The sequence below is a fragment of the Streptomyces sp. SirexAA-E genome (genome assembly GCF_000177195.2).
Lineage (GTDB): Bacteria > Actinomycetota > Actinomycetes > Streptomycetales > Streptomycetaceae > Streptomyces > Streptomyces flavovirens.
Map to the genome: position 1 here is coordinate 1,042,472 of NC_015953.1, position 22,489 is coordinate 1,064,960.

Annotated in this window: 20 protein-coding genes; 3 read left to right on the plus strand and 17 right to left on the minus strand. The window is 71.2% G+C overall.

From position 1 onward, the window contains the following. Positions 1 to 227: 227 nt before the first annotated feature. Both hisS and SACTE_RS04435 read right to left on the minus strand, forming a co-directional pair. Positions 228 to 1,490, minus strand: coding sequence for a histidine--tRNA ligase (gene hisS / locus SACTE_RS04430; protein ID WP_014044831.1), 1,263 nt, complete (start codon positions 1,488 to 1,490; stop codon positions 228 to 230). Between the two features lie 16 nt (positions 1,491 to 1,506). Further along, positions 1,507 to 2,193: an MBL fold metallo-hydrolase gene (locus SACTE_RS04435; RefSeq protein WP_014044832.1), complete on the minus strand. Its 687-nt coding sequence runs from the start codon at positions 2,191 to 2,193 to the stop codon at positions 1,507 to 1,509. A 149-nt stretch (positions 2,194 to 2,342) separates the two neighbouring features. On the opposite strand from SACTE_RS04435, the gene SACTE_RS04440 reads away from it, so the two are divergent. Beyond that, entirely contained in the window at positions 2,343 to 3,128 is a 786-nt protein-coding gene (locus SACTE_RS04440) for a peptidylprolyl isomerase (RefSeq protein WP_014044833.1), read from the plus strand. Positions 3,129 to 3,316: 188 nt separating this feature from the next. Next, a complete protein-coding gene (locus SACTE_RS04445) occupies positions 3,317 to 4,546 on the plus strand; it encodes a DUF349 domain-containing protein (protein ID WP_014044834.1) in 1,230 nt (409 codons plus the stop codon). 359 nt (positions 4,547 to 4,905) lie between these two features. Here the strand turns inward: SACTE_RS04445 and SACTE_RS04450 are convergent, their stop codons facing one another. The 15 genes from SACTE_RS04450 to pgsA form a co-directional block, all read right to left on the minus strand. Continuing rightward, on the minus strand, positions 4,906 to 7,614 hold the full coding sequence (locus SACTE_RS04450) for a bifunctional (p)ppGpp synthetase/guanosine-3',5'-bis(diphosphate) 3'-pyrophosphohydrolase (protein WP_014044835.1): 2,709 nt from the start codon (positions 7,612 to 7,614) through the stop codon (positions 4,906 to 4,908). A gap of 188 nt (positions 7,615 to 7,802) precedes the next feature. Continuing rightward, on the minus strand, positions 7,803 to 8,357 hold the full coding sequence (locus SACTE_RS04455) for an adenine phosphoribosyltransferase (RefSeq protein WP_014044836.1): 555 nt from the start codon (positions 8,355 to 8,357) through the stop codon (positions 7,803 to 7,805). Then, complete coding sequence (gene secF / locus SACTE_RS04460) at positions 8,354 to 9,460, minus strand: protein translocase subunit SecF (protein ID WP_014044837.1); 1,107 nt, start codon at positions 9,458 to 9,460, stop codon at positions 8,354 to 8,356. Before secF ends, SACTE_RS04455 begins: the two co-directional genes overlap by 4 nt. A 1-nt stretch (position 9,461) precedes the next feature. Continuing rightward, positions 9,462 to 11,213, minus strand: coding sequence for a protein translocase subunit SecD (gene secD, locus SACTE_RS04465; protein ID WP_014044838.1), 1,752 nt, complete (start codon positions 11,211 to 11,213; stop codon positions 9,462 to 9,464). A gap of 147 nt (positions 11,214 to 11,360) precedes the next feature. Beyond that, positions 11,361 to 11,834 carry a preprotein translocase subunit YajC gene (gene yajC / locus SACTE_RS04470; protein ID WP_014044839.1) on the minus strand — a complete coding sequence of 158 codons (474 nt, stop codon included), beginning with the start codon at positions 11,832 to 11,834 and terminating at the stop codon, positions 11,361 to 11,363. 168 nt (positions 11,835 to 12,002) lie between these two features. Next, the gene (gene ruvB / locus SACTE_RS04475) at positions 12,003 to 13,088 is read right to left on the minus strand and encodes a Holliday junction branch migration DNA helicase RuvB (protein ID WP_014044840.1); all 1,086 of its coding nucleotides are present in this window, start codon (positions 13,086 to 13,088) and stop codon (positions 12,003 to 12,005) included. 95 nt (positions 13,089 to 13,183) lie between these two features. Continuing rightward, positions 13,184 to 13,810 carry a Holliday junction branch migration protein RuvA gene (gene ruvA, locus SACTE_RS04480; RefSeq protein WP_014044841.1) on the minus strand — a complete coding sequence of 209 codons (627 nt, stop codon included), beginning with the start codon at positions 13,808 to 13,810 and terminating at the stop codon, positions 13,184 to 13,186. After that, entirely contained in the window at positions 13,807 to 14,340 is a 534-nt protein-coding gene (gene ruvC, locus SACTE_RS04485; RefSeq protein WP_014044842.1) for a crossover junction endodeoxyribonuclease RuvC, read from the minus strand. Before ruvC ends, ruvA begins: the two co-directional genes overlap by 4 nt. Before the next feature lie 130 nt (positions 14,341 to 14,470). Then, the gene (locus SACTE_RS04490) at positions 14,471 to 15,223 is read right to left on the minus strand and encodes a YebC/PmpR family DNA-binding transcriptional regulator (protein WP_014044843.1); all 753 of its coding nucleotides are present in this window, start codon (positions 15,221 to 15,223) and stop codon (positions 14,471 to 14,473) included. A 61-nt stretch (positions 15,224 to 15,284) separates the two neighbouring features. Beyond that, entirely contained in the window at positions 15,285 to 15,878 is a 594-nt protein-coding gene (gene pdxT, locus SACTE_RS04495; RefSeq protein ID WP_014044844.1) for a pyridoxal 5'-phosphate synthase glutaminase subunit PdxT, read from the minus strand. 6 nt (positions 15,879 to 15,884) lie between these two features. Beyond that, positions 15,885 to 16,799, minus strand: coding sequence for a pyridoxal 5'-phosphate synthase lyase subunit PdxS (gene pdxS, locus SACTE_RS04500; RefSeq protein ID WP_014044845.1), 915 nt, complete (start codon positions 16,797 to 16,799; stop codon positions 15,885 to 15,887). 166 nt (positions 16,800 to 16,965) lie between these two features. After that, positions 16,966 to 17,511, minus strand: coding sequence for a hypothetical protein (locus tag SACTE_RS04505; RefSeq protein ID WP_014044846.1), 546 nt, complete (start codon positions 17,509 to 17,511; stop codon positions 16,966 to 16,968). A gap of 111 nt (positions 17,512 to 17,622) precedes the next feature. Next, a complete protein-coding gene (locus SACTE_RS04510) occupies positions 17,623 to 18,786 on the minus strand; it encodes a glycosyltransferase family 4 protein (RefSeq protein ID WP_014044847.1) in 1,164 nt (387 codons plus the stop codon). Beyond that, positions 18,783 to 19,742, minus strand: a complete 960-nt coding sequence (locus SACTE_RS04515) for a phosphatidylinositol mannoside acyltransferase (RefSeq protein ID WP_014044848.1) — start codon at positions 19,740 to 19,742, stop codon at positions 18,783 to 18,785. Before SACTE_RS04515 ends, SACTE_RS04510 begins: the two co-directional genes overlap by 4 nt. Continuing rightward, positions 19,739 to 20,404, minus strand: coding sequence for a phosphatidylinositol phosphate synthase (gene pgsA / locus SACTE_RS04520; RefSeq protein ID WP_014044849.1), 666 nt, complete (start codon positions 20,402 to 20,404; stop codon positions 19,739 to 19,741). The genes SACTE_RS04515 and pgsA overlap by 4 nt, the downstream gene beginning before the upstream one ends. A gap of 396 nt (positions 20,405 to 20,800) precedes the next feature. Between pgsA and SACTE_RS04525 the strand changes: the two genes are divergently transcribed. Beyond that, a complete protein-coding gene (locus SACTE_RS04525) occupies positions 20,801 to 22,465 on the plus strand; it encodes a membrane protein (protein WP_014044850.1) in 1,665 nt (554 codons plus the stop codon). Positions 22,466 to 22,489 lie beyond the last annotated feature (24 nt).

The following is a 22,489-nucleotide window of genomic DNA, read 5'->3' on the forward strand; positions in this document are numbered from 1 at the left end:
GTTCGATGAACAGAAAGACGTACGGGCCGGGCGTCGGACGACGCGCCCCGAGGCGGCCCTTCCCCGTCACGGGCCCGCCGTGCGAGCCCGTGACGGGGAATCTGTCGGGGGTGTGAACGGCGCCTCGCCGAGTTGACGTCGCCCGGGGACTGCGGCGCTCGGCGACCGGCCCTTACGCACGGTGCCCGCCCGGACGGACCGGGCGGGCACCGTGAACGGCTCCGGGGTCAGGCCAGCTCGCCCTGGACCACGGCCACCAGATCGCCGACCGCGACGGGCCGCTGATCGCCGGACTCCATGTCCTTGAGCTGGACGTTGCCCTCGGCAAGGTCCCGCTCACCGGCCACGACGGTGTAGCGGGCGCCGGAGCGGTTCGCGCTCTTCATCGCGCCCTTGAGCCCCCGGCCTCCGAACGCGAAGTCCGTGGCGACGCCGGCCTTGCGGAGCTCGGTGACCAGGCCGAAGAGCACGCGCCGCGCCTCCTCGCCGAGCGGTACGGCGTACACGCTGGTGGTGGCGGGGATGTCGAGCTCGATGCCCTCCGCCTCCAGGGCGAGCACCGTGCGGTCCACGCCGAGCGCCCAGCCGACGGACGGCAGCGCCGGGCCGCCGATCATCTCGGACAGTCCGTCGTAGCGGCCGCCGCCGCCCACCGCGGACTGGGAGCCGAGCCCGTCGTGCACGAACTCGAAGGTGGTGCGGGTGTAGTAGTCGAGGCCGCGGACCAGCTTCTCGTCGTCCTCGTACACCACGCCCGCCGCCGTCAGCAGCGTGCGGACCTCCTCGTGGTACGCCTTGCAGGCGTCGCAGAGGTAGTCGCGCAGCATCGGGGCGCCGGTCAGCTGCTTCTGGACCTCGGTCCGCTTGTCGTCGAGCACGCGCAGCGGGTTGATCTCGATGCGCCGCCGGGTCTCCTCGTCCAGGTCGAGGTCGCGCAGGAAGCCCTGGAGCGCCTCCCGGTAGACGGGGCGGCACTCCTTGTCGCCCAGCGAGTTCAGCAGGATCCGGAACTCGCTGAGCCCCAGGGAGCGGTACGCCTGGTCGGCGAGGATGATCAGCTCGGCGTCGAGCGCCGGGTCCTCGGCGCCGATGGCCTCGGCACCGACCTGCGAGAAGTGGCGGTAACGGCCCTTCTGCGGACGCTCGTAGCGGTAGTACGAGCCGGAGTACCAGAGCTTGACGGGGAGGTTGCCCGCCTTGTGGAGGTTGGCCTCCAGCGCGGCGCGCAGCACGGAGGCGGTGCCCTCGGGGCGCAGCGCGAGCTTGTCGCCGCCCTTGGTCTCGAAGGCGTACATCTCCTTGGACACGATGTCGGTGGACTCGCCGACGCCTCGTGCGAAGAGGTTCACGTCCTCGAAGCCGGGCGTCTCGATGTAGCCGTAGCCGGAGTTGCGCAGGGGCGCGGAGAGGGCCTCGCGCACCGCCAGGTACTTCGCGGAGTCCGGCGGGATCAGGTCGTACGTGCCCTTGGGGGCCTGGAAGGTGCTCACAGCTTCTGTTCTCTCGTCACATTCCTCGGCGGGGCGCGTCCAGCCCGTGCAGGTACGGGTTGGAGGCGCGCTCACGGCCGATGGTCGTCTGGGGTCCGTGGCCGGACAGCACCACGGTCGAGTCGTCGAGCGGCAGGCACACACGGGCCAGCGACTCGAGGAGCTCGGCGTGGTCGCCGCCGGGCAGGTCGGTGCGTCCGACGGAGCCGGCGAAGAGCAGGTCGCCCGAGAAGAGGACCTGCGGTACGTCCGCGGCCTCGGGCATCCTGAACGTCACCGACCCCTTCGTATGGCCGGGCGCGTGCGCGACGCCGAACTCCAGGCCCGCCAGCTCCAGGACCGCGCCGTCGTCGAGCCGGCGGACGTCGTCCGGTTCGCCGACGGTCAGCTCGCCCATGAGCGGCATCCCGATGGAGCGGCCGAGCGCCTTCTCCGGGTCGCTCATCATGAAGCGGTCCTCGGGGTGGATCCAGGCGGGGACGTCATGGGCGCCGCAGACCGGGACGACCGAGGCGACGTGGTCGATGTGGCCGTGGGTGAGGACGACGGCGACGGGCTTGAGCCGATGCTTCCTCAGCGCGTCCTCGACTCCCTGGGCGGCCTGATGGCCCGGGTCGACGATCACGCACTCCTCGCCTGCGGCGGGGGCGACCAGGTAGCAGTTGGTCCCCCAGGCCCCGGCGGGGAACCCGGCAATCAGCACGTTCGTCCTTAGTGTTCGTCCGACGGGGCGGGCCGCGGAGAGGGATGCGGCAGACCAGAAGCCTACCGGCGCTCCTCATTCCACAGCTAACCCATATACCGTACGGGGCAATCCAGGCCCGATCACACGACGTACAAGGAGACCAACCGGTGGTCAGCAGCGATCAGCGGCGGCGGCAGCTCGCCCGGGAGAAGTTCGAGCGGCAGCAGCAGCGGCGGGAGGAAGCGCGCCGGCGGACCCGGCGTCTGACCGCGATCATCGCGTCGTCGGTGGCCGTGGTCGCGGTCATCGGCGTGGGCGCGTACCTCTCGCTCGACGGCGACGACGACGCGAAGGACGTCGCGGACGCGGCGGCGAGCCCGAGCGCGAGCCCCTCGCCGACGCCGAGCAGCGAGCCCGAGCCGGCGATGAAGATCGACAAGAAGGCCACGTACACGATGTCGCTGAAGACGAGCCAGGGTGACATCGCCGTCGAGATGGACGCGGCGAAGACTCCGCACACCACGAACTCCTTCAAGTCGCTCGCGGACAAGGGCTTCTTCGACGGCACGAAGTGTCACCGGCTGACCACGGAGGGCATCTTCGTGCTCCAGTGCGGCGATCCGCAGGGCGACGGGACGGGCGGTCCCGGCTACACGATCCCGGACGAGAACCTCACCGCGCTCGGCAAGGCGGGCGACGGCGGTGCGGTGACGTACCCGGCGGGTTCGGTCGCGATGGCGAACACCGGCCAGCCGAACTCCGGCGGCAGCCAGTTCTTCCTCGTGTACAAGGACACCGAACTCCCGCCCACCTACACGCCGTTCGGCACGATGGACGACGCGGGGCTGAAGGCCGTCAAGAAGATCGCCGAGGCGGGCGCCGAGGGCGGGGCTCCCGACGGAGCACCGAAGAAGGCGGTCGAGGTCGAGAAGGTCACCGTCGACAAGTCCTGACCTCCGGGCACCGGTCCGCCCGGCCCGTCCCGCGCGAGCCGGATAATTTCAGCCGCGCTGAGTGCGGACAGCCGGGTGGCCGGTCGCCTAGATTGGCGTTGTGCAGGGCGGGCGCTGCCCGCCCCAGGAAACTGTGGACGATGCCAGAGGGGCGAACCCCCTCGCGGGCATCAGGTGGAGGAGGCGCTGTGAGCAGCGACCCGTGGGGCCGTGTCGACGAGACAGGCACCGTGTACGTGCGTACAGCCGACGGCGAGAAGGTCGTCGGATCGTGGCAGGCCGGTTCCCCCGAGGAGGCACTGGCCTATTTCGAGCGCAAGTACGAGGGCTTGGCGGTCGAGATCGGCCTCCTCGAACGTCGGGTGAAGACGACCGACCTGTCGGCGAAGGACGCGACGGCGGCGATCGATCACCTGCGTCAGCAGGTCGACGAGCACCACGCCGTCGGCGACCTCGCCGCGCTCGGCACGCGGCTGGACGCGCTCGTCGCGACGGTCGACTCGCGGCGCGAGGAGCGCAAGGCCCAGAAGGCGAAGCAGACCGACGAGGCCCGGCGGGCCAAGGAGGCGCTCGTCACCGAGGCGGAGGAGCTGGCGCAGAGCGAGCAGTGGCGTTCGGCGGGTGAGCGTCTGCGGGCGCTGGTCGACACGTGGAAGGGGCTGCCGCGGCTGGACCGCAAGTCGGACGACGAGCTGTGGCACCGCTTCTCGCACGCGCGTTCCGCCTTCTCCAAGCGCCGCAAGGCGCACTTCGCGTCGCTGGACGCCCAGCGCGAGGAGGCCCGCCAGGCGAAGGAGAAGCTGGTCGCCGAGGCGGAGTCGCTGTCCGGGTCGACGGACTGGGGTGCGACGGCCGCGCGTTACCGCGACCTGATGACCGAGTGGAAGGCCGCGGGCCGCGCCCAGCGCGAGGCCGAGGACGATCTGTGGAACCGTTTCCGCGGGGCGCAGGACGTCTTCTTCGCCGCGCGCAGCGGGGTCTTCGCGGAGCGGGACGCCGAGCAGGGCGAGAACCTCAAGCTCAAGGAGGAGCTCGCCGCCGAGGCCGAGAAGCTGGTGCCGGTGACGGATCTGAAGGCGGCCCGGGCCGCGTTCCGTTCGGTCAACGAGCGCTGGGAGGCCGTCGGCCACGTGCCGCGTGACGCCCGTCCGAAGGTCGAGGGCCGGCTGCACGCGGTGGAGCGGGCGCTCAAGGAGGCCGAGGAGGCCGAGTGGCGCCGGACGAACCCGGAGGCGCGGGCACGTGCCGAGGGTCTGACCGGTCAGCTCCAGGCCGCCGTCGACAAGCTGCGTACGCAGATCGACGCGGCGCGTGCGTCGGGCAACAACGCCCGGGCCGACAAGCTCTCCCGTGAGCTGGAGGGCCGGCAGGCACTTCTGGACCAGGCGCTGAAGGGCCTGGAGGAGTTCGGCGGCTGAGCCGTTCCACCCTGTCGAAGGGGCTTCCGTACACGTCGCGTGCGGGAGCCCCTTTCGCTTGGCGCTCGTCACCCACGACGGACGCGGCATCCCGCTCGAAGCCGTCACGACGGCGGTCGGCGTCGTGAGGGCTCTCGTCCCCGGTCGACGCGCCCCGCCCGTCGCGGCTGCGGCTCACCGGTCACGGCACGGACCGCGAGTCGCACATCGAGGCCCCGGGCACGTCGGTCGGTCGGATCACGACCTCAAGTCCGACAGATCAGGGCCCCCTGTCCGGGCCACCGACGGCACTTCCCCGCGAAAGCCCGCCGGCGACGTGGCCGTGGCCTCGTCGCCGGCGGGCGTACGCAATCCGGTCCTCAGGGCCGACGGGCCGAGGTCACCCGGTACACGTCGTAGACGCCCTCCACACCCCGTACGGCCTTCAGGACATGGCCGAGGTGTTTGGGGTCGCCCATCTCGAAGGTGAAGCGCGAGGTGGCCACCCGGTCGCGGGACGTCTGCACGGCCGCCGACAGGATGTTCACGTGCTGGTCGGAGAGGACCCGGGTGACGTCCGAGAGCAGCCGCGAGCGGTCCAGCGCCTCGACCTGGATGGCGACGAGGAAGACCGAGGACTGGGTGGGCGCCCACTCGACGTCGAGGATCCGCTCCGGCTGCTGCGAGAGCGAGTCGACGTTGACGCAGTCCGCGCGGTGCACGGAGACACCGCTGCCGCGGGTGACGAACCCGATGATCGGGTCGCCGGGGACGGGCGTACAGCAGCGGGCCAGCTTGACCCAGACGTCCTCGACGCCCTTGACGACCACGCCCGGATCGGCCTTGGCCCGGCGCTTGTTGCGGCCGTGCGAGGGCGGCGAGCTCTCCGCCAGGTCCTCGTTGGCCGCGTCCTCGCCGCCCAGTGCCTGCACGAGCTTCTGCACGACGCCGGCCGCAGCGACGTGCCCCTCGCCGATCGCCGCGTACAGCGACGAGATGTCGGGGTAGCGCATCTCGTGGGCCAGGGTGACCAGGGAGTCGCCGGTCAGGATCCGCTGGATCGGCAGGTTCTGCTTGCGCATGGCCCGCGCGATGGCGTCCTTGCCCTGCTCGATCGCCTCGTCGCGCCGCTCCTTGGAGAACCACGCCCTGATCTTGTTGCGCGCCCGGGGCGACTTGACGAACTGGAGCCAGTCGCGCGAGGGCCCGGCCCCGGCCGCCTTGGAGGTGAAGACCTCCACCAGGTCGCCGTTGTCGAGCGTCGACTCCAGCGGTACGAGCCGCCCGTTGACCCGTGCCCCTATGGTCCGGTGGCCGACCTCGGTGTGGACGGCGTAGGCGAAGTCGACGGGTGTGGCGCCGGCGGGCAGCGCTATCACGTCGCCCTTCGGCGTGAAGACGAAGACCTCGTTGCGCGACAGGTCGAAGCGCAGGGACTCCAGGAACTCGCTGGGGTCCTCGGTCTCCTTCTGCCAGTCCAGGAGCTGGCGCAGCCACGCCATGTCGTTGACGGTGTCCTGGCCCCGGCCGCCGCCGGTGTTCCTGGGCACGTCGGTGCGGACCTTGGAGGCTCCCGCGACGGCCTCCTGCTTGTACTTCCAGTGCGCGGCGATGCCGTACTCGGCGCGGCGGTGCATGTCGAAGGTGCGGATCTGGAGCTCGACGGGCTTGCCGCTGGGACCGATCACCGTGGTGTGCAGTGACTGGTACATGTTGAACTTGGGCATCGCGATGTAGTCCTTGAACCGCCCCGGTACCGGGTTCCACCGGGCGTGGACGGTGCCGAGCGCCGCGTAGCAGTCGCGGACGGTGTCGACGAGGACACGGATGCCCACCAGGTCGTAGATCTCGGCGAAGTCCCTGCCCCGCACGATCATCTTCTGGTAGACGCTGTAGTAGTGCTTGGGCCGGCCGGTGACGGTGGCCTTGATGCGGGCCGCGCGCAGGTCGGACTGGACCTCGTCGGTCACTATGGCGAGGTACTCGTCGCGCTTGGGCGCGCGCTCGGCGACGAGGCGGACGATCTCGTCGTACATCTTGGGGTAGAGGATCGCGAAGGCGAGGTCCTCCAGCTCCCACTTGATGGTGTTCATGCCCAGGCGGTGGGCGAGCGGCGCGTAGATCTCCAGGGTCTCGCGGGCCTTCTTCTCCTGCTTCTCCCGCTTGAGGTAACGCATGGTGCGCATGTTGTGCAGCCGGTCGGCGAGCTTGATGACCAAGACCCGGGGGTCCTTGGCCATGGCGACGACCATCTTGCGTACGGTCTCGGCCTGGGCCGCCTCGCCGAACTTCACCTTGTCGAGCTTGGTGACCCCGTCGACCAGCAGCGCGACCTGGTCGCCGAAGTCCTTGCGCAGGGTGTCCAGGCCGTACTCGGTGTCCTCGACCGTGTCGTGCAGCAGCCCGGCCATCAGGGTCGCCGGGTCCATGCCGAGCTCGGCGAGGATCGTGGTGACGGCGAGCGGGTGGGTGATGTACGGGTCGCCGCTCTTGCGCTTCTGGCCGCGGTGCCAGCGCTCGGCGACCTGGTAGGCGCGCTCGATCTGGCGGAGGGTCGCGCTCTCGATCTTGGGGTCGTTGCCGCGGACGGTCCGCAGCAGCGGTTCCAGGACCGGGTTGTACGGGCTGGAGCGCTGGACGCCGAGGCGGGCCAGACGGGCCCGGACGCGGCTGGAGGAGCCGCCGGAGCGTACGGTCGGCGCGGGGGCCGGGGCCGGAGGCTTCGGCGCGGGCGATCTCGGCGCCACCGCCGGTACGGCGGGCTGGGCGGTGGGCGGAGCGGGCTGGACGGCCGGGGCGGGCGCCGGGGGCTTGGGCCCCGCCGTGGCGCTCTCCGGGGCGGCGGCGCCCTGGGCGTCGGCCTCGGGGGTGGACGTCTCCGCTGCGGGCCGCGCCGGGTCCGCGCCGGGCCCGGGGGGCGGCGTCGGCTGCGCGGCGTGGGTGGAGGCGGCCTCGGGGGCCAGGCCGTCCGCGGGCTCGCGCGCCGCGGTGTCGCCCGCCGGGGCGGGCTGCGCCTTCTCGGGCGTGGCGGGAGCCACCGCGGGCTTGTCGGGCTGCGCGGCGGCGACTGGACGGGCCTCGTCTGGCAAGAGCGCTCCTCGTGCGGATCCGGGCTACCCGGAAAGCCCATGGTATCGATCCCCCGGCCGGTCCTCGCCCGGGGACGGTGGGACGCCGGATCACCTGACAACGCAGGACGGGCACCCAGGTGTTCCCCGGGTGCCCGTCCTGGGCCGTCCTCACACCGTCCTGTCCGCCTCACCGGGCGGAGGGACGCTCAGAGCGTGATCACCGCTTCCAGCGGGGCTCCCGCCAGCGCGGAGCGGATCCGCTCGCGGCCGGACAGGAAGCCGAGCTCCATGAGCACTGACACCCCGGCGACCTGGGCGCCGGTGCGCCGGATCAGTTCCAGCGACGCCTGCGCGGTGCCGCCGGTGGCCAGGACGTCGTCGATGACCATGACCCGGTCGTCGGCGGACAGGTCCTCGGCGTGGATCTCGACCTCGGCGGTGCCGTACTCCAGCTCGTACGCCTGTCCGAGCGTCGCGCCGGGCAGCTTCCCGGCCTTGCGGACCGGTACGAAGCCGAGCCCGGCCCGTACGGCGACCGGGGCGGCCAGGATGAAGCCGCGTGCCTCCAGGCCGACGACCTTCGTGGCGCCGTGCCGGGCGCACAGCTCCACGAAGAGGTCGGTGAGCGCGCCGAAGGCGACCGGGTCCGCGAGCAGCGGGGTGATGTCCTTGAACAGCACTCCGGGCTTCGGGTAGTCCGGCACGTCCCGGATCCTGCTGAGGAGCAGCTCCCGGGTCGCCTCGCTGGTGGCGGTGTTCATCGGCGGTTCCCCGGCGTCCGGCCGTGGCCACGGGGACGGCCGCGCTGCCCGACGACGGCTCCCGCGGTCTCGGGGCCCTCGTCAAGGTCCCGCGCGTCGTCCTGCTCGTCCTCGGCGCTCTCGCCCTTGGCCGCGGCGGCGGCCCGCTTGGCGAGGATCCGCTTCTTCAGCGCCTTCATCTGCGGTTCGCGTTCCTTGAGGTCGGCGACCAGCGGGGTGGCGATGAAGATCGAGGAGTACGCACCGGCGGCGAGGCCGACGAAGAGCGACAGCGAGATGTCGTTCAGCATGCCCGCGCCGAGCACACCGCCCCCGATGAACAGCAGGCCGGCGACCGGCAGCAGCGCCACGACGGTGGTGTTGATGGAGCGCACCAGCGTGCCGTTGATGGACCGGTTGGCGATCTCGCTGTAGGTCCAGCGGGTCTGCTTGGTGATCGAGACCGTGCTCTCCTTGAGACTGTCGAAGACCACGACCGTGTCGTACAGGGAGTAACCGAGGATCGTCAGCAGACCGATGACGGTGCCCGGGGTGACCTCGAAGCCGACGAGCGCGTAGACGCCGACGGTGATGGTGATGTCGTGGATCAGCGCGACGAGGGCCGCGATGGCCATGCGCCACTCGAAGGCGATCGCCAGGTAGACGACGACGAGGACCATGAAGATGCCGAGGCCGGTCCAGGCCTTGTTGGCGATCTGCTCACCCCAGCTGGGGCCGACCAGGTCCGCGTTGATCTTCGACTCGGGGATGCCCAGGTCGTCGGAGAGCTGCGTCTTGACCTCGTTGGCCTTGGCCGTGTCGACCTCGGTGATCTGGATGCGCAGGTTGCCGTCGCCCAGCTCCTGGACGATCGCCTCGTGGCCGGAGGCCTCGACCGCGCTCTCGTGTGCCTGGGAGACGGAGACCTTGGGCTTCTCGTCGGTCGTGAAGACCGCGCCGCCCTTGAACTCGATGCCCATGTTGAGGCCGCTGACCGCCAGGCCGACGATGGCCGTGATGGTGATCAGGATCGAGACGCCGTACCAGATCTTGCGCTTGCCGATGAAGTCGTATCCGACCTCACCGCGGTAGAGCCGGGCGCCGAGATTGCCGAGTCGCGACATCTCACGCCTCCTTCGGGTGGTCGATGGGGGCGTTGACACGGCGCGAGCGACGCAGCGGCGGCTTGGCACCGAGCCGCTTCGGGTCCAGACCGGACCAGGGGTGACCGCTCGAGAAGAACTTCGTGCCGCCCATCATCGTCAGGACGGGCTTGGTGAACAGGAACACCACGACGACGTCGAGCAGCGTGGTCAGGCCGAGCGTGAAAGCGAAGCCCTGGACCTTGCCGACGGTGACCAGGAAGAGCACCGCGGCGGCGAGGAACGACACGAAGTCGGAGACCAGGATCGTGCGGCGGGCACGCGGCCAGCCCCGCTCGATCGCCGGGCGCAGCGTGCGGCCCTCGCGGATCTCGTCCCGTACACGTTCGAAGTACACGATGAAGGAGTCCGCGGTGATACCGATCGCCACGATCGCTCCGCAGACCGCGGGCAGGTTCAGGGCGAAGCCGATAGCCGGGCCGAGCAGCGCCATGATCGTGTAGGACAGCACACCGGAGGCGGCGAGGCTGAGCAGCGCGATGAGCGCCAGACCGCGGTAGTAGGCCACCAGGTAGATCACGACGAGGGCCAGGCCGATGGCGCCGGCGATGAGACCGGCCTTCAGCTGGTCGCCACCGAGGGCGGCGCTGACGGTGGTGACGCTCTGCTCCTGGAAGGAGAGCGGCAGCGCCCCGTACGAGAGCACGTTGGCCAGGTCCTCGGCGGACTGCTGGTTGAAGCTGCCGGAGATCTCGGCGCTGCCGCTGAGGGTCTCGTTCACCTGGGGGGCGGAGACGACCTCGCCGTCCAGGGAGATGGCGAACTGGTTCTGCGGGGACTGCTGGGCGGACAGCTTCTTGGTGATCGCCTGGAACTTCTTGGAGCCCTTGCTGGTGAACTCCATGGAGACGAGCCAGATGCCGCGCTGCTGGTCGAACTGCGCCTTGGCGTCGTCGACGTCCGTGCCGGACACCTCGGACGGGCCGAGGAGGTACTTGGCGTCACCCTCGGAGCTGCACGCGACCGTGGGGTCCTCGGGCTTGACGCCGTCACCGGCGGTCGCGCGGGCGGCCGCGTCGGAGCAGTCGAGCTCCGTGAACTTCTTCTCCAGCGCCGCGGTCGCCGCGTCGGGGGTCTCCGTCGCCGCGGGGGTGTCGGCCGCCTCGTCGGAGGCGCCGGGGGTCGGGGTGGCGTCCGCCTTCAGCGCGCCGGTGACCGCACGGCCCTGGGTGGTGGAGCTCGGCGAGGGCGTGGTCTCGGAGCCGGAGGCCGTCTCGTCGGCGCTCTTCTCCGCGCTGGGCGTCGCGGTCGGCTTGTCGGAGCCGGTCGCCGAAGGGCTCTCGGACCCGGCGGGCGTCGGCGCCCCGTCGGCCACCGTGAGCACGGGCCGGAAGTACAGCTGGGCCGTCGTGCCGACCTGCTCCTGGGCCTGTTTGGAGTTCGTCCCCTTGGGGATGTTGACGATGATGTTGCGATCGCCCTGGGTCTGAACCTCCGCCTCGGAGACGCCGAGACCGTTGACACGGCGTTCGATGATGCTGACCGCGGTGTCCATGTTGGTCTTGTTGATGGCGTTCGGCTTACCGGGCTGGTTCTTGGCCTGGAGCGTGATCGAGGTCCCGCCCGCCAGGTCGATACCAAGCCGAGGCGTGGTGTGGCCCGACAAGAACATCCCGCCGGTGAGCGCGACCATGGCGATCAGGATCAGAGCCAGGGCACGCCCCGGCCTGCTCTGACCGCCGGCGCGCCCTTTGCCCTTCTTCGGTGCTGCCACCTTCTCGTTTCTCCCTGTCCAACCGCCCCGCGCCGGGTACGCGCCCGAGCGGCCATGAAGTGGTGTGGGGACCCCGCCCCGCAGAAGACCTCACGGCCCGCGGGACGCCGGACACCTGTGGGTGCCCGGCGTCCCTGGATCGTGGAACTACTTGGCGTCGCTCTCGCCGTCGGCCTTGGCGTCCTTGGCCTCGACCTCCTTCGGAGCGACGTCCTCCTCGGCCTTCTTGCCCAGGTCGATCTTCGCGTCGTCCGCGTCGTCGGCCGTGTCGTCCGCCTGCCCGGAGGTGAGCGAGGAGGCGTCGTCGGGCACGACCGTGCCCTCGACGCCCAGGTCGTCGTCACCGTGGACGATGCGGTTGTACTCCGCGTCGTCGAGCACCGCGCCGATGGCGTTCTTCGCGTAGACGGCGTGGACGCCGGGCGCCACCTCGAGGAGGACCGTGTCGTGCTGGATCTCCTTGACGGTGGCGTACATGCCTCCGATCGTGCGGACGCCGGTGCCGGGCTGCATGTCGTCGCGCATCTGCGCAGCCGCCTGCTGCTTCTTCTTGGCGGACCGGGTCATCAGGAACATGGCCCCGATGAGCACGATGAAGGGGAGGAGGGTCACGATACTCACGGGACGGTACTTCCTTCGCACGACCGCGCTGGAATGCGGCCTGGACTACGGGGGTGGGTACACCGGCCCTCTGTACGGGCGGCATCGGCGGAGTCTAAGCGAGTCCGCATCATTGGAACAACGCCCAGCATGACACCCTGGTTCCCCTTCGGGAAAACCTGTGACGCATCACGCCCCGAACAGGCCCTGTTGTCCCTTTGCGGCGTGCTGCGGCGGTACGAGCCCCAGGTGGGCCCAGGCGGCGGGGGTGGCGACCCGGCCGCGCGGCGTCCTGGCCAGCAGGCCTTCCCGTACGAGGAAGGGCTCGGCGACCTCCTCGACCGTCTCGCGCTCCTCCCCCACCGCGACCGCGAGGGTGGACAGGCCGACGGGGCCGCCGCCGAAGAGCTTCAGCAGGGCTTCGAGCACCCCCCGGTCCAGCCGGTCCAGGCCCCGTTCGTCGACCTCGTAGACCCGCAGGGCGGCGGCCGCGATCTCCCGGTCGATCCGGCCCTCGGCCTTGACCTGGGCGTAGTCGCGGACGCGGCGCAGCAGCCGGTTGGCGATGCGGGGCGTGCCGCGGGAGCGTCCGGCGATCTCGGCGGCGCCGTCGGTGTCTATGGCCACGTCGAGGAGGCCGGCCGAGCGATGGACCACCCGTTCCAGTTCGGTGGGGGCGTAGAACTCCATGTGGGCGGTGAAACCGAACCGGTCGCGCAGCGGGGGCGGCAGCAGTCCGGCCCTGGTGGTGGCGCCGACGAGGGTGAACGGCGGGAGTTCCAGCGGGATGGCGGTCGCGCCGGGGCCCTTGCCGACGATGACGTCGACCCGGAAGTCCTCCATCGCCATGTAGAGCATCTCCTCGGCGGGCCGGGACATGCGGTGGATCTCGTCCAGGAAGAGCACCTCGCCCTCCTGGAGGGAGGAGAGGATCGCCGCGAGGTCTCCGGCGTGCTGGATGGCGGGGCCGGAGGTGATCCTGATCGGGGCGTTCATCTCGGCGGCGATGATCATGGAGAGGGTGGTCTTGCCGAGGCCGGGGGCGCCGGAGAGCAGGACGTGGTCGGCGGTGGCGCCGCGGGCCAGGGCGGCCTTGAGGACCAGGTCGAGCTGTTCGCGGACCTTCTCCTGGCCGATGAATTCGCCCAGGTCCTTCGGGCGCAGGGCGGCCTCGACCGCGGTGTCCTCGCCGTCGGCCCCACCGTCGACCAGGCGGTCGTGGAACCGCTCGTCGGTCAGCTCGCCGGTGTCGGGCCCGGTCTCGTCCCAGTTCATCTCGTGTCCCGCCTCGGGTGTTTCGGTGCCCGGCCGTGCGGTGTCCCGGCCGGCGTACGGGGCTTCGGGCCCCTGGATCAGCGTGCGCGGTCGGGTCAGCGTGCCCGGTTGAGGCTCTGCAGTGCGGCGCGCAGCAGCTGCGGCACGGGCGGCTGTGCGCCGTCGGCGACGGCCGCCTCGGCCTGCGGTGTCACCGCGGACACCGCCTCGTCGGCCTCGCGGGTGGCGTAGCCGAGGCCGATCAGGGCGGCTTGCAGCTGGTCGCGCCAGGAGGAGCTGACGGCCGTGCCGATGCCCTGCTGACCGATGTGCGCGCCGACCGGCTCGCCGAGCCGGTCCTTGAGTTCCAGGAGGAGCTTCTGGGCGCCCTTCTTGCCGATGCCCGACACGGCGGTGAGCGCCTTCTCGTCGCCCGTGGCGACGGCGATCCGCAGGGCGTCGGGGCTGTGCGTGGCGAGCATGGCCTGGGCGAGCCGCGGGCCGACACCGCTGGCGGTCTGGAGCAGTTCGAAGACCTGCCGCTCGTCGTCGTCGGCGAAGCCGTACAGGGTGAGCGAGTCCTCGCGTACCACGAGGGAGGCGGCGAGCCTGGCCTCCTGGCCGACGCGCAGCCCGGAGAGGGTGCCCGGGGTGCACTGGAGAGCCATCCCGATGCCGCCGACCTCGATCACGGCCGTGTTCGGGGTGAGGGCGGCCACCGGGCCGGAGACGAAGGCGATCATGCGGTGCGGCCTTTCAGCGTGCGGTGTGCGGCGACGGCCCGCTGCAGTCGGTTCTGCGCGGGCGCGCGCCAGATGTGGCAGATGGCGAGGGCCAGCGCGTCGGCGGCGTCGGCCGGCTTCGGTGGGGCGTCGAGCCGGAGCAGCCGGGTCACCATGGCCCCGACCTGGGCCTTGTCGGCGCGTCCGGAGCCGGTGACGGCGGCCTTGACCTCGCTGGGGGTGTGCAGGGCGACCGGGATGCCGCGGCGCGCCGCGCAGAGCATGGCGACGGCGCTGGCCTGGGCGGTGCCCATCACCGTGCTCACGTTGTGCTGGCTGAACACGCGCTCCACCGCGACGAATTCGGGCCGGTGTTCGTCGAGCCACTGCTCGATGCCCCGTTCGACGGCGACCAGCCGGTGGCCGAGCTCGGCGTCGGACGGGGTGCGCACCACGCCGACGCCGACCATGGTCAACGGGCGTCCCGCCACGCCCTCGACGACTCCGACACCGCACCGGGTCAGCCCCGGGTCCACGCCGAGCACCCGCATGGCTCCCCCTCGTCCTCACTGCCCGTACCGTTCGGTCACCTGTTCCGGCAGGCTATCGGCTCGCACCGACAATGCGGCGGGCCGGCGGGGTGTGTCCCCGCCGGCCCGCCGCCGTGCCGTACGCCGCGTCTCAGGCGTCGACCTTCTCCATGACCTCGTCGGACACGTCGAAGTTGGCGAAGACGTTCTGCACGTCGTCGCTGTCCTCCAGCGCGTCGATCAGCTTGAAGATCTTCCGCGCGCCCTCTTCGTCCAGCTCGACCTGCATGGTCGGGACGAAGTTGGCCTCGGCCGAGTCGTAGTCGATGCCGGCGTCCTGCAGCGCGGTGCGGACCGCGACCATGTCGGTGGCCTCGCTGAGCACCTCGAAGGTGTCGCCGAGGTCGTTGACCTCCTCGGCGCCCGCGTCGAGGACCGCGCCCAGGACGTCGTCCTCGGACAGCTCGCCCTTGGGGACGATCACGACGCCCTTGCGGTTGAACAGGTAGGAGACCGAGCCCGGGTCGGCCATCGAACCGCCGTTGCGGGTCATGGCGACCCGGACGTCGGACGCGGCGCGGTTGCGGTTGTCGGTGAGGCACTCGATGAGCACCGCGACACCGTTCGGGCCGTAACCCTCGTACATGATCGTCTCGTAGTCGGCGCCACCGGCTTCGAGGCCGGCACCGCGCTTGACCGCCGAATCGATGTTCTTGTTCGGGACCGAGCTCTTCTTGGCCTTCTGGATGGCGTCGAAGAGGGTCGGGTTACCGGACACGTCCGCGCCGCCCGTGCGGGCCGCGACCTCGATGTTCTTGATCATCTTCGCGAAGAGCTTGCCGCGCTTGGCGTCGATCACGGCCTTCTTGTGCTTCGTCGTAGCCCATTTAGAGTGGCCGGACATCTGCCTTCTCCTTCGCGTCACCAAAATCGATCCGAACCCGAGAGATCCTACCGGGATCGAGTCAGCCCACGGCGCGCACCATGTCGGCGAAGAGGCCGTGCACCCGGTGGTCCCCGGTCAGCTCGGGGTGGAACGAGGTCGCCAGCGCGTTGTCCTGGCGTACGGCGACGATGTGCCCGCCGTGCTCCGCGAGCACCTCCACCCCGGCGCCCACCGACTCCACCCAGGGGGCCCGGATGAAGACGCCCTCCACCGGCCCGCCGGGCACCGAGGTGATGGCGACGGCGGCCTCGAAGGACTCGTTCTGCCGTCCGAAGGCGTTGCGGCGCACGATCATGTCGATGCCTTGGACGGTCTCCTGGCCCGAGCGCGGGTCGAGGATCTTGTCGGCGAGCAGGATCATCCCGGCGCAGGTGCCGTAGACCGGCATCCCGGCCGCGACCCGCTCACGGAGCGGCTCCATCATGCCGAAGAGCACGGCCAGTTTGGACATCGTGGTGGACTCGCCGCCGGGCAGGACCAGCCCGTCGACCCGGGCGAGCTCCTCGGGCCGCCTGACCGCCCTGGCCTCGGCACCGGCCGAGGCCAGGGCGGTCAGGTGCTCCCGTACGTCGCCCTGGAGTGCCAGGACGCCGATGACAGGGGTGCCGGTCATCGGGGGCTACCAGCCGCGGTTGGCGTAGCGCTCGCCCTCGGGCAGCGTGTCGCAGTCGATGCCGACCATGGCCTCGCCGAGGTTGCGGGAGGCGTCGGCGATGACCTTCGGGTCGTCGTAGAAGGTGGTGGCCTTGACGATGGCCGCGGCGCGCCTGGCGGGGTCGCCGGACTTGAAGATGCCCGAGCCCACGAAGACGCCCTCGGCGCCGAGCTGGCGCATCAGCGCCGCGTCGGCGGGGGTGGCGACGCCGCCGGCCGAGAAGAGGACGACGGGCAGCTTGCCGAGCTCGGCGACCTCCTTGACCAGCTCGTACGGGGCACGGAGGTCCTTGGCCGCGGCGTACAGCTCGTTGTTGTCGTAGCCGCGCAGCCGGGCGACCTCACCCCTGATCCGGCGCAGGTGACGGACGGCCTCGACGACGTTGCCCGTCCCGGCCTCGCCCTTCGAGCGGATCATCGCGGCGCCCTCGGCGATGCGGCGCAGGGCCTCGCCGAGGTTGGTGGCGCCGCAGACGAAGGGGGTGGTGAAGGCGAACTTGTCGCTGTGGTTGACCTCGTCGGCCGGGGTGAGGACCTCGGACTCGTCGATGTAGTCGACGCCGAGCGCCTGGAGGACCTGGGCCTCGACGAAGTGGCCGATCCGCGACTTGGCCATGACCGGGATGGAGACGGCCCCGATGATCTCCTCGATCATGTTCGGGTCGGACATCCGGGCGACCCCGCCGTCCTTGCGGATGTCGGCCGGCACCCGCTCCAGGGCCATGACGGCCACGGCGCCCGCGTCCTCGGCGATCTTCGCCTGCTCGGCGTTGACGACGTCCATGATGACGCCGCCCTTGAGCTGCTCGGCCATGCCGCGCTTCACGCGGGCGGTGCCGGTGGCCGGGGCGGACTGCGGGGTGCTGGGAAGCGTGGACACGGGACCTCACTGGGGTGGAAAGACGCTGGATGCTGCGGTCCTGAGGAAACGCCCCCGGACCGGTCCACAGCAAGGGCCAATGAGGAGCCCGTGGATCGTTTTCCCCGCCGCCGTCCGCCTCCCGGACGGGCCGGTCAGCTGACGGGCCGGTCAGCTGACGGGCCGGTCAGCTGACGGGCCGGGCCGCCAGGGCCACCGGCGGCTCGTCGTCCATCTCGAAGGCCAGCGGGAACGGCGCGTGCCCGGCGAGCCGGAACAGCCGTACCGTCCGGTGCCGGCGCAGCGCCCGGGCGGCCCGCACCGCGTCGTTGTGGAAGCGCCGGGCCATCGGTACGCGGCGTACGGCGGCGGCCAGTTCACCCGCCGCGTCCTCCCCGCCGGGGTACTCCTTCACCGCCTCCACCTGGGCGCTCTCGCCGAACACGGCCCGCAGCGCGGTGCTCAGCTCGCTCTCGGCGACCTCACGCTGCTCCTCCTCGGCCTGCCGGGCCGCGTGCGCCGCCTCGTACAGCACGATCGACGCCGCGGGATCCAGGACGCCGGAGGTGGCCAGTTCCTGGGTGACCGACGCGCGGCGCAGCAGCTGGGCGTCGAGGGCCGCGCGTGCCGCGTCGATACGGGCGTGGAGCCGGTCGAGCCGGCCGGCGGTCCAGCTGAGGTACAGGCCGATCGCGAAGAGCGCGACGGCGATCCAGACGAGGGTTTCGATCACGCGCCGAGGCTACCGGCGCCGTCCGGGGCCCGGGGCACGCACCCCTTCCCCCCGGGGCGCGGGGCAGGCGACACCGCGTCCTGGTGGTCGCACGACGGCCGGCCCGGGAGCTCAGTCCCGCGCGGCCAGCCCGAACCGCGACCGCAGCCCCGGCCGTTCGTCGGTGTCGACCGCCGCCGCCCCGTCCGTCACCGTCTCGTACACCGCCAGGATGTCCGCCCCGACCGTCGACCAGTCGAACCGGCGTACGTGCGCGCTGCCGCGCACGCGCAGTCCCTCCCGCCGTTCCGGGTCGCCCAGGAGCCGGATCGCCGCCGCGGCCAGCGCGTCGGCGTCCTCGTTGGCGAAGAGGTCGCCGGCGGCGCCGTGGTCCAGCACCTGGCCGAAGGCGTCCAGGTCGCTGGCGAGCACCGGGGCACCCGCCGACAGGGCCTCGACCAGGATGATGCCGAAGCTCTCGCCGCCGGTGTTCGGCGCGACGTACACGTCGACGCTGCGCAGCAGCCGCGCCTTGTCCTCGTCGCTGACCATGCCGAGGAACTCGACGCGCTGCCGCATCTCCTTCGGCAGCGAGGCGACCGCCTCCTCCTCGTCACCGCGGCCCGCGACCAGCAGCCGGGTCTCCGGGCACGCGGCGAGGATCGCGGGGAGCGCCCTCATCAGGACGGGCAGCCCCTTGCGGGGCTCGTCGATGCGCCCGATGAAGCCGAGCGTGCCGCCCTGCCACTCGGCCTTCGGCTCGGCACGGGCGAAGAAGTCCACGTCCACGCCGTTGGGGATGACCACCGCGTCCCCGCCGAGGTGCTCGACCAGGGTGCGCCGCGCGTACTCGCTGACGGCGATCCGCGCGCTGATCTTCTCCAGGGCGGGCTGGAGGATCGGATACGCGGCGATCATCGCCCGGGAACGGGGGTTCGAGGTGTGAAACGTGGCGACGATCGGCCCCCGCGCCGCCCAGCAGGTCAGCAGACCGAGCGACGGTGAGGTCGGCTCGTGGATGTGGATGACGTCGAAGGTGCCGTCGTGCAGCCAGCGCCGCACCCGCGCGGCGGACAGGAACCCGAAGTTCAGCCGGGCCACCGACCCGTTGTACGGCACGGGCACGGCCCGCCCCGCCGACACCACGTACGGCGGCAGCGGCGTCTCGTCGTCGGCGGGCGCCAGCACCGAGACGTCGTTCCCCAGCCGGATCAGGTGTTCGGCCAGGTCCCGGATGTGGAACTGCACTCCGCCCGGTACGTCCCAGGAGTACGGGCAGACGATGCCGATCTTCACGGCGTTTCCCCTCGGGGTTCCAGATCGGAGAGCCAGAGCCGTTGCAGCATGTGCCAGTCCTCCGGATGTTCGGCGATCCCGGCGGCGAAGGCGTCGGCCAGCGCCTGTGTCATGGAGGACGTCTTCTCCCGCCGGGTGCCTGACTCCGGGACGGGGATCGGCGGATGGACCCGGGCCTGCATCACGGAGGTGCCGTCGTACCAGAGTGTGGCCGGCAGCAGCAGCGCGCCGGTCTGCTGGGCCAGCAGCGCCGGTCCGGCCGGCATCCGCGCGGTGTCGCCGAAGAACCGCACCTCGACCCCGGAGGCCGACAGGTCCCGGTCGGCGACCAGGCAGACCAGTCCGCCCGAACGCAGCCGCCGGGCCAGCTTCCCGAACGCGGCCCCTCCGTCGTGCGGCAGGACCTCCATGCCGAGCCCCTGCCGGTAGGCCACGAACCGGTCGTACAGGGACTCAGGCCTGAGCCGCTCGGCGACCGTGGTGAAGGGCACCTCCAGAGCGGTGGTGACCCAGGCTCCCGCGAGGTCCCAGTTCCCCAGGTGCGGGAGGGCCAGGACGACCCCGCGTCCGGCGTCCAGCCCTTCGGTGAGGAGGTGGACGTCGTGGACCTTCGCCGACGCCTTGATCCGCTGCGGGGACCAGGTCGGCAGCCGGAACGACTCCATCCAGTAGCGCATGTAGGAGCGCATCCCGGCCTTCGACAGCTGTGCGAGACGCGCGGCGTCCGCGTCGGGGACCACCCGGGCCAGGTTCGACTCCAGTCGCAGCACGGACTTCCCGCGCCGCTTCCACACCTGGTCGGCCAGGGTGCGGAAGAGCGCCTCGGCCACCGGTTCGGGCAGCGTCTTCACGGCGCCCCAGCCGAGCCCGTACAGCCCGTCGCTCAGCCGGTCCTTCAGACCGGACCCGCCGTCACCGGCACCGCGGCCCGGTTCCCCCGCCCCACCGTCGCTCACTGGGCGGCCTCGCTCCCTTGCTCCGCCGCCGCGGCGTCGGCCTCGGCCGACTCCCTGCGCACGGTCACGACACGCTGGACCAGGGTGACCAGGCTGCCCGCGGCGACGATCCACAGGGCGATCGGCAGCAGGATCTGGATGCCGGGCACCCCGAAGGCGTGCAGCCCGGCGAGTCCGGCGGCCACCAGCGAGATCACCAGCCGCTCGGCTCGCTCAACCAGCCCGTTGACCGCGACCGGCAGACCGATCGACTCACCGCGGGCCTTCGTGTACGAGACCACCTGACCGCTGGCCAGGCAGAAGATCGCGACCGCGCACAGCACGTCGTCGTCGCCACCGCCCGCGTACCAGAGCGCGAAGCCCCCGAAGATCGCCCCGTCCGCGACACGGTCGAGTGTCGAGTCCAGGAACGCGCCCCACCGGCTGGAGATCCCGGCCTGCCGGGCCATGTTCCCGTCGACCAGGTCGGAGAAGACGAAGACCGTGATGACGATCGTGCCCCAGAAGAACTCCCCCATCGGGAAGAAGACCAGCGCTCCTGCCATCACGCCCGCCGTACCGATGAGCGTGACCGCGTCGGGGCTGACCCCGATGCGGAGCAGCAGTGCGGCGAACGGTGTGAGGACACGCGTAAAAAATGCACGCGCGTACTTGTTCAGCATGGCCTTCCCGAGGTTCGGCGGGCCGCGCGGCCCCTTCGGCCACCGGCGGGCCCATCGTAGTCACGAGCCGTGCCGTCCCACGGCGGGGCACCCCGTCCCCGCCGGTCCGGACGGCGGCGCACGCCCTTCGCGGCCGGCCTCGACGGGGCGTACGCCGGGCGCGGAACCGCACTGCGGCTGCGCGCCGGGCGCCTCCGCGTACCACTCCATAGCGGGGCGAACCGTACATGTACCCACCGGCGGGCCGTATCCGGCCGTGCCCCGCCCACCCAATCACGGGCGGTGGCACGTTCCGGACGCTACGCTGTTGACCCCAGCTCAGCAGGTGTGCGAGACACGGTAGTTGGGAACAGCCGCAGGAGCAGGCCGTGCGGGCGAGTGGGGGCGACAGCAGCGATGGACGGATTCGATTTCTCTCCCGGAGCGCAGATCCCGCTTCAGGGTTCGGGCGGACAGGCGGTGGCGACCAACGCCCTCGCCTCCGCCGCGTATCGCGACAGCGATGTGACGGAGATCCTCAAGGCCAACAGCGAATGGCACAAGTCCGAGGTGAAGGCGGGCAGCTCCAAGCTGTTCAAGTCCGAGTACTTCAAGCCGAATCTCGGTGAGGCCTTCTCCCGCGCCGTCCAGGAGCGCATGCTCGGCGGCGGCCGCGGCGCCCTCATCCAGTCCTTCGGCCTCGACCCCCAGACCGTGGTGGAGCACTGCCTGTCCGCCACCCGGCTCCGCAAGGCCCGGGACAGCAAGCTCACCCTGGTCACGGCCGTCTTCGGGATCCTCTTCCTGCCCGGCTTCCTCCTGTGGGTCCTGACCTTCCGGCTGCGCGACTCCTTCAACAAGTCCAAGGACGTCGCCTTCCGGGCCCTGGGGACCGTACTGCTCCTCGTCGTGGGCGGGCTCTCGGTCCTGTTCCTGGTCGCCATGCCGCTCACCGGCTTCATCGCGCTCTATCTGCGTGCCGCGGTCGTCGCCCCGGTCATCGGCTGGCTGCTCGCCAAACGGATCGCGGAGGCGTCCGCCAAGGACATGCGGGCCCGCTGGGAAGGACTGCTCAGCGGATCGGGTGTCATCGCCAAGATCCCCGAGGCGGCCCCGAAGAATCCCAACGAGACGTCACGCGAGGCCCTGCGCCAGAGCCTGGAGAAGCTCTCCGCCGAACAGCAGTCCAACTCGGTCTTCTACGCGGGCCCCAAGGGCATCCTCGGCATGGGCACCCGCTGGGGCAGCTGGCATCTCGCCGAGGAGCTGCACCCGGCGGACCCGTCCAAGGAGATCCACCAGTTCCGCAGCTGGGACGTGGTGCGGGCCATCCACGACCAGCTCAAGATGCTGGAGCGCGGCCCGCTGAACACCGGCGGCTTCACCCCGCCGTCCGTGAAGCACTGGATCGTCTCGCCCGTCGGGGAGGACGCCGGCTCGGTCTCCCGCCCCGAGGGCGAGGATGTCGCGACCTTCCAGGTCAAGCCCCACGAGATCCAGCGCATCTGCAACCACCAGCAGTTCGGCAGCGGCGACCGGCACTACCTGGGCGTGCAGTTCGTCCTCTGGGAGGGCCAGCTCGTCCTGACCATGCTGATCACCGTCACGGTGCTCCACGAGACCCTGCGCATCGAGGTCACGGGCCATGCGCTGGGTCCGGTCCACCCGCTCTTCCTGACCAAGCCCGCCGCCGAGACGAAGACGGTCAAGAAGGCCGTCAGGTTCTGGGAGACCCGCTCCATCACCCTGCCCCTGGTCAAGGCGAACGAGGTCGTCAGGCTCGCCCTGCGCGCCCCGCTGACCTGGTACCCGCCGCTGCTGGACTACCTCGGCGGGAAGATAGCGCTTCCGGAGCCCTTCGGGCTGCGCCACGCCTGGGCGGCCAAGCCCTGGGGCCACCGCTTCATGGCGGACGACGCCATGCGGACGGCGACCCCCGTCCTGCGGGTCGTGCACTCCGCGGCCATGCAGGTGCTCAAGGAGCACGGGGTCGACACCGAGCGCTTCACCAGCCGCTCCATGGCCCTCAGCGGCGCCGTCCAGGACGCGGCACCGAAGAAGGCCGACGTCTACGACGCGTGAACGCCGTACGGGGTGCCCCGGGGC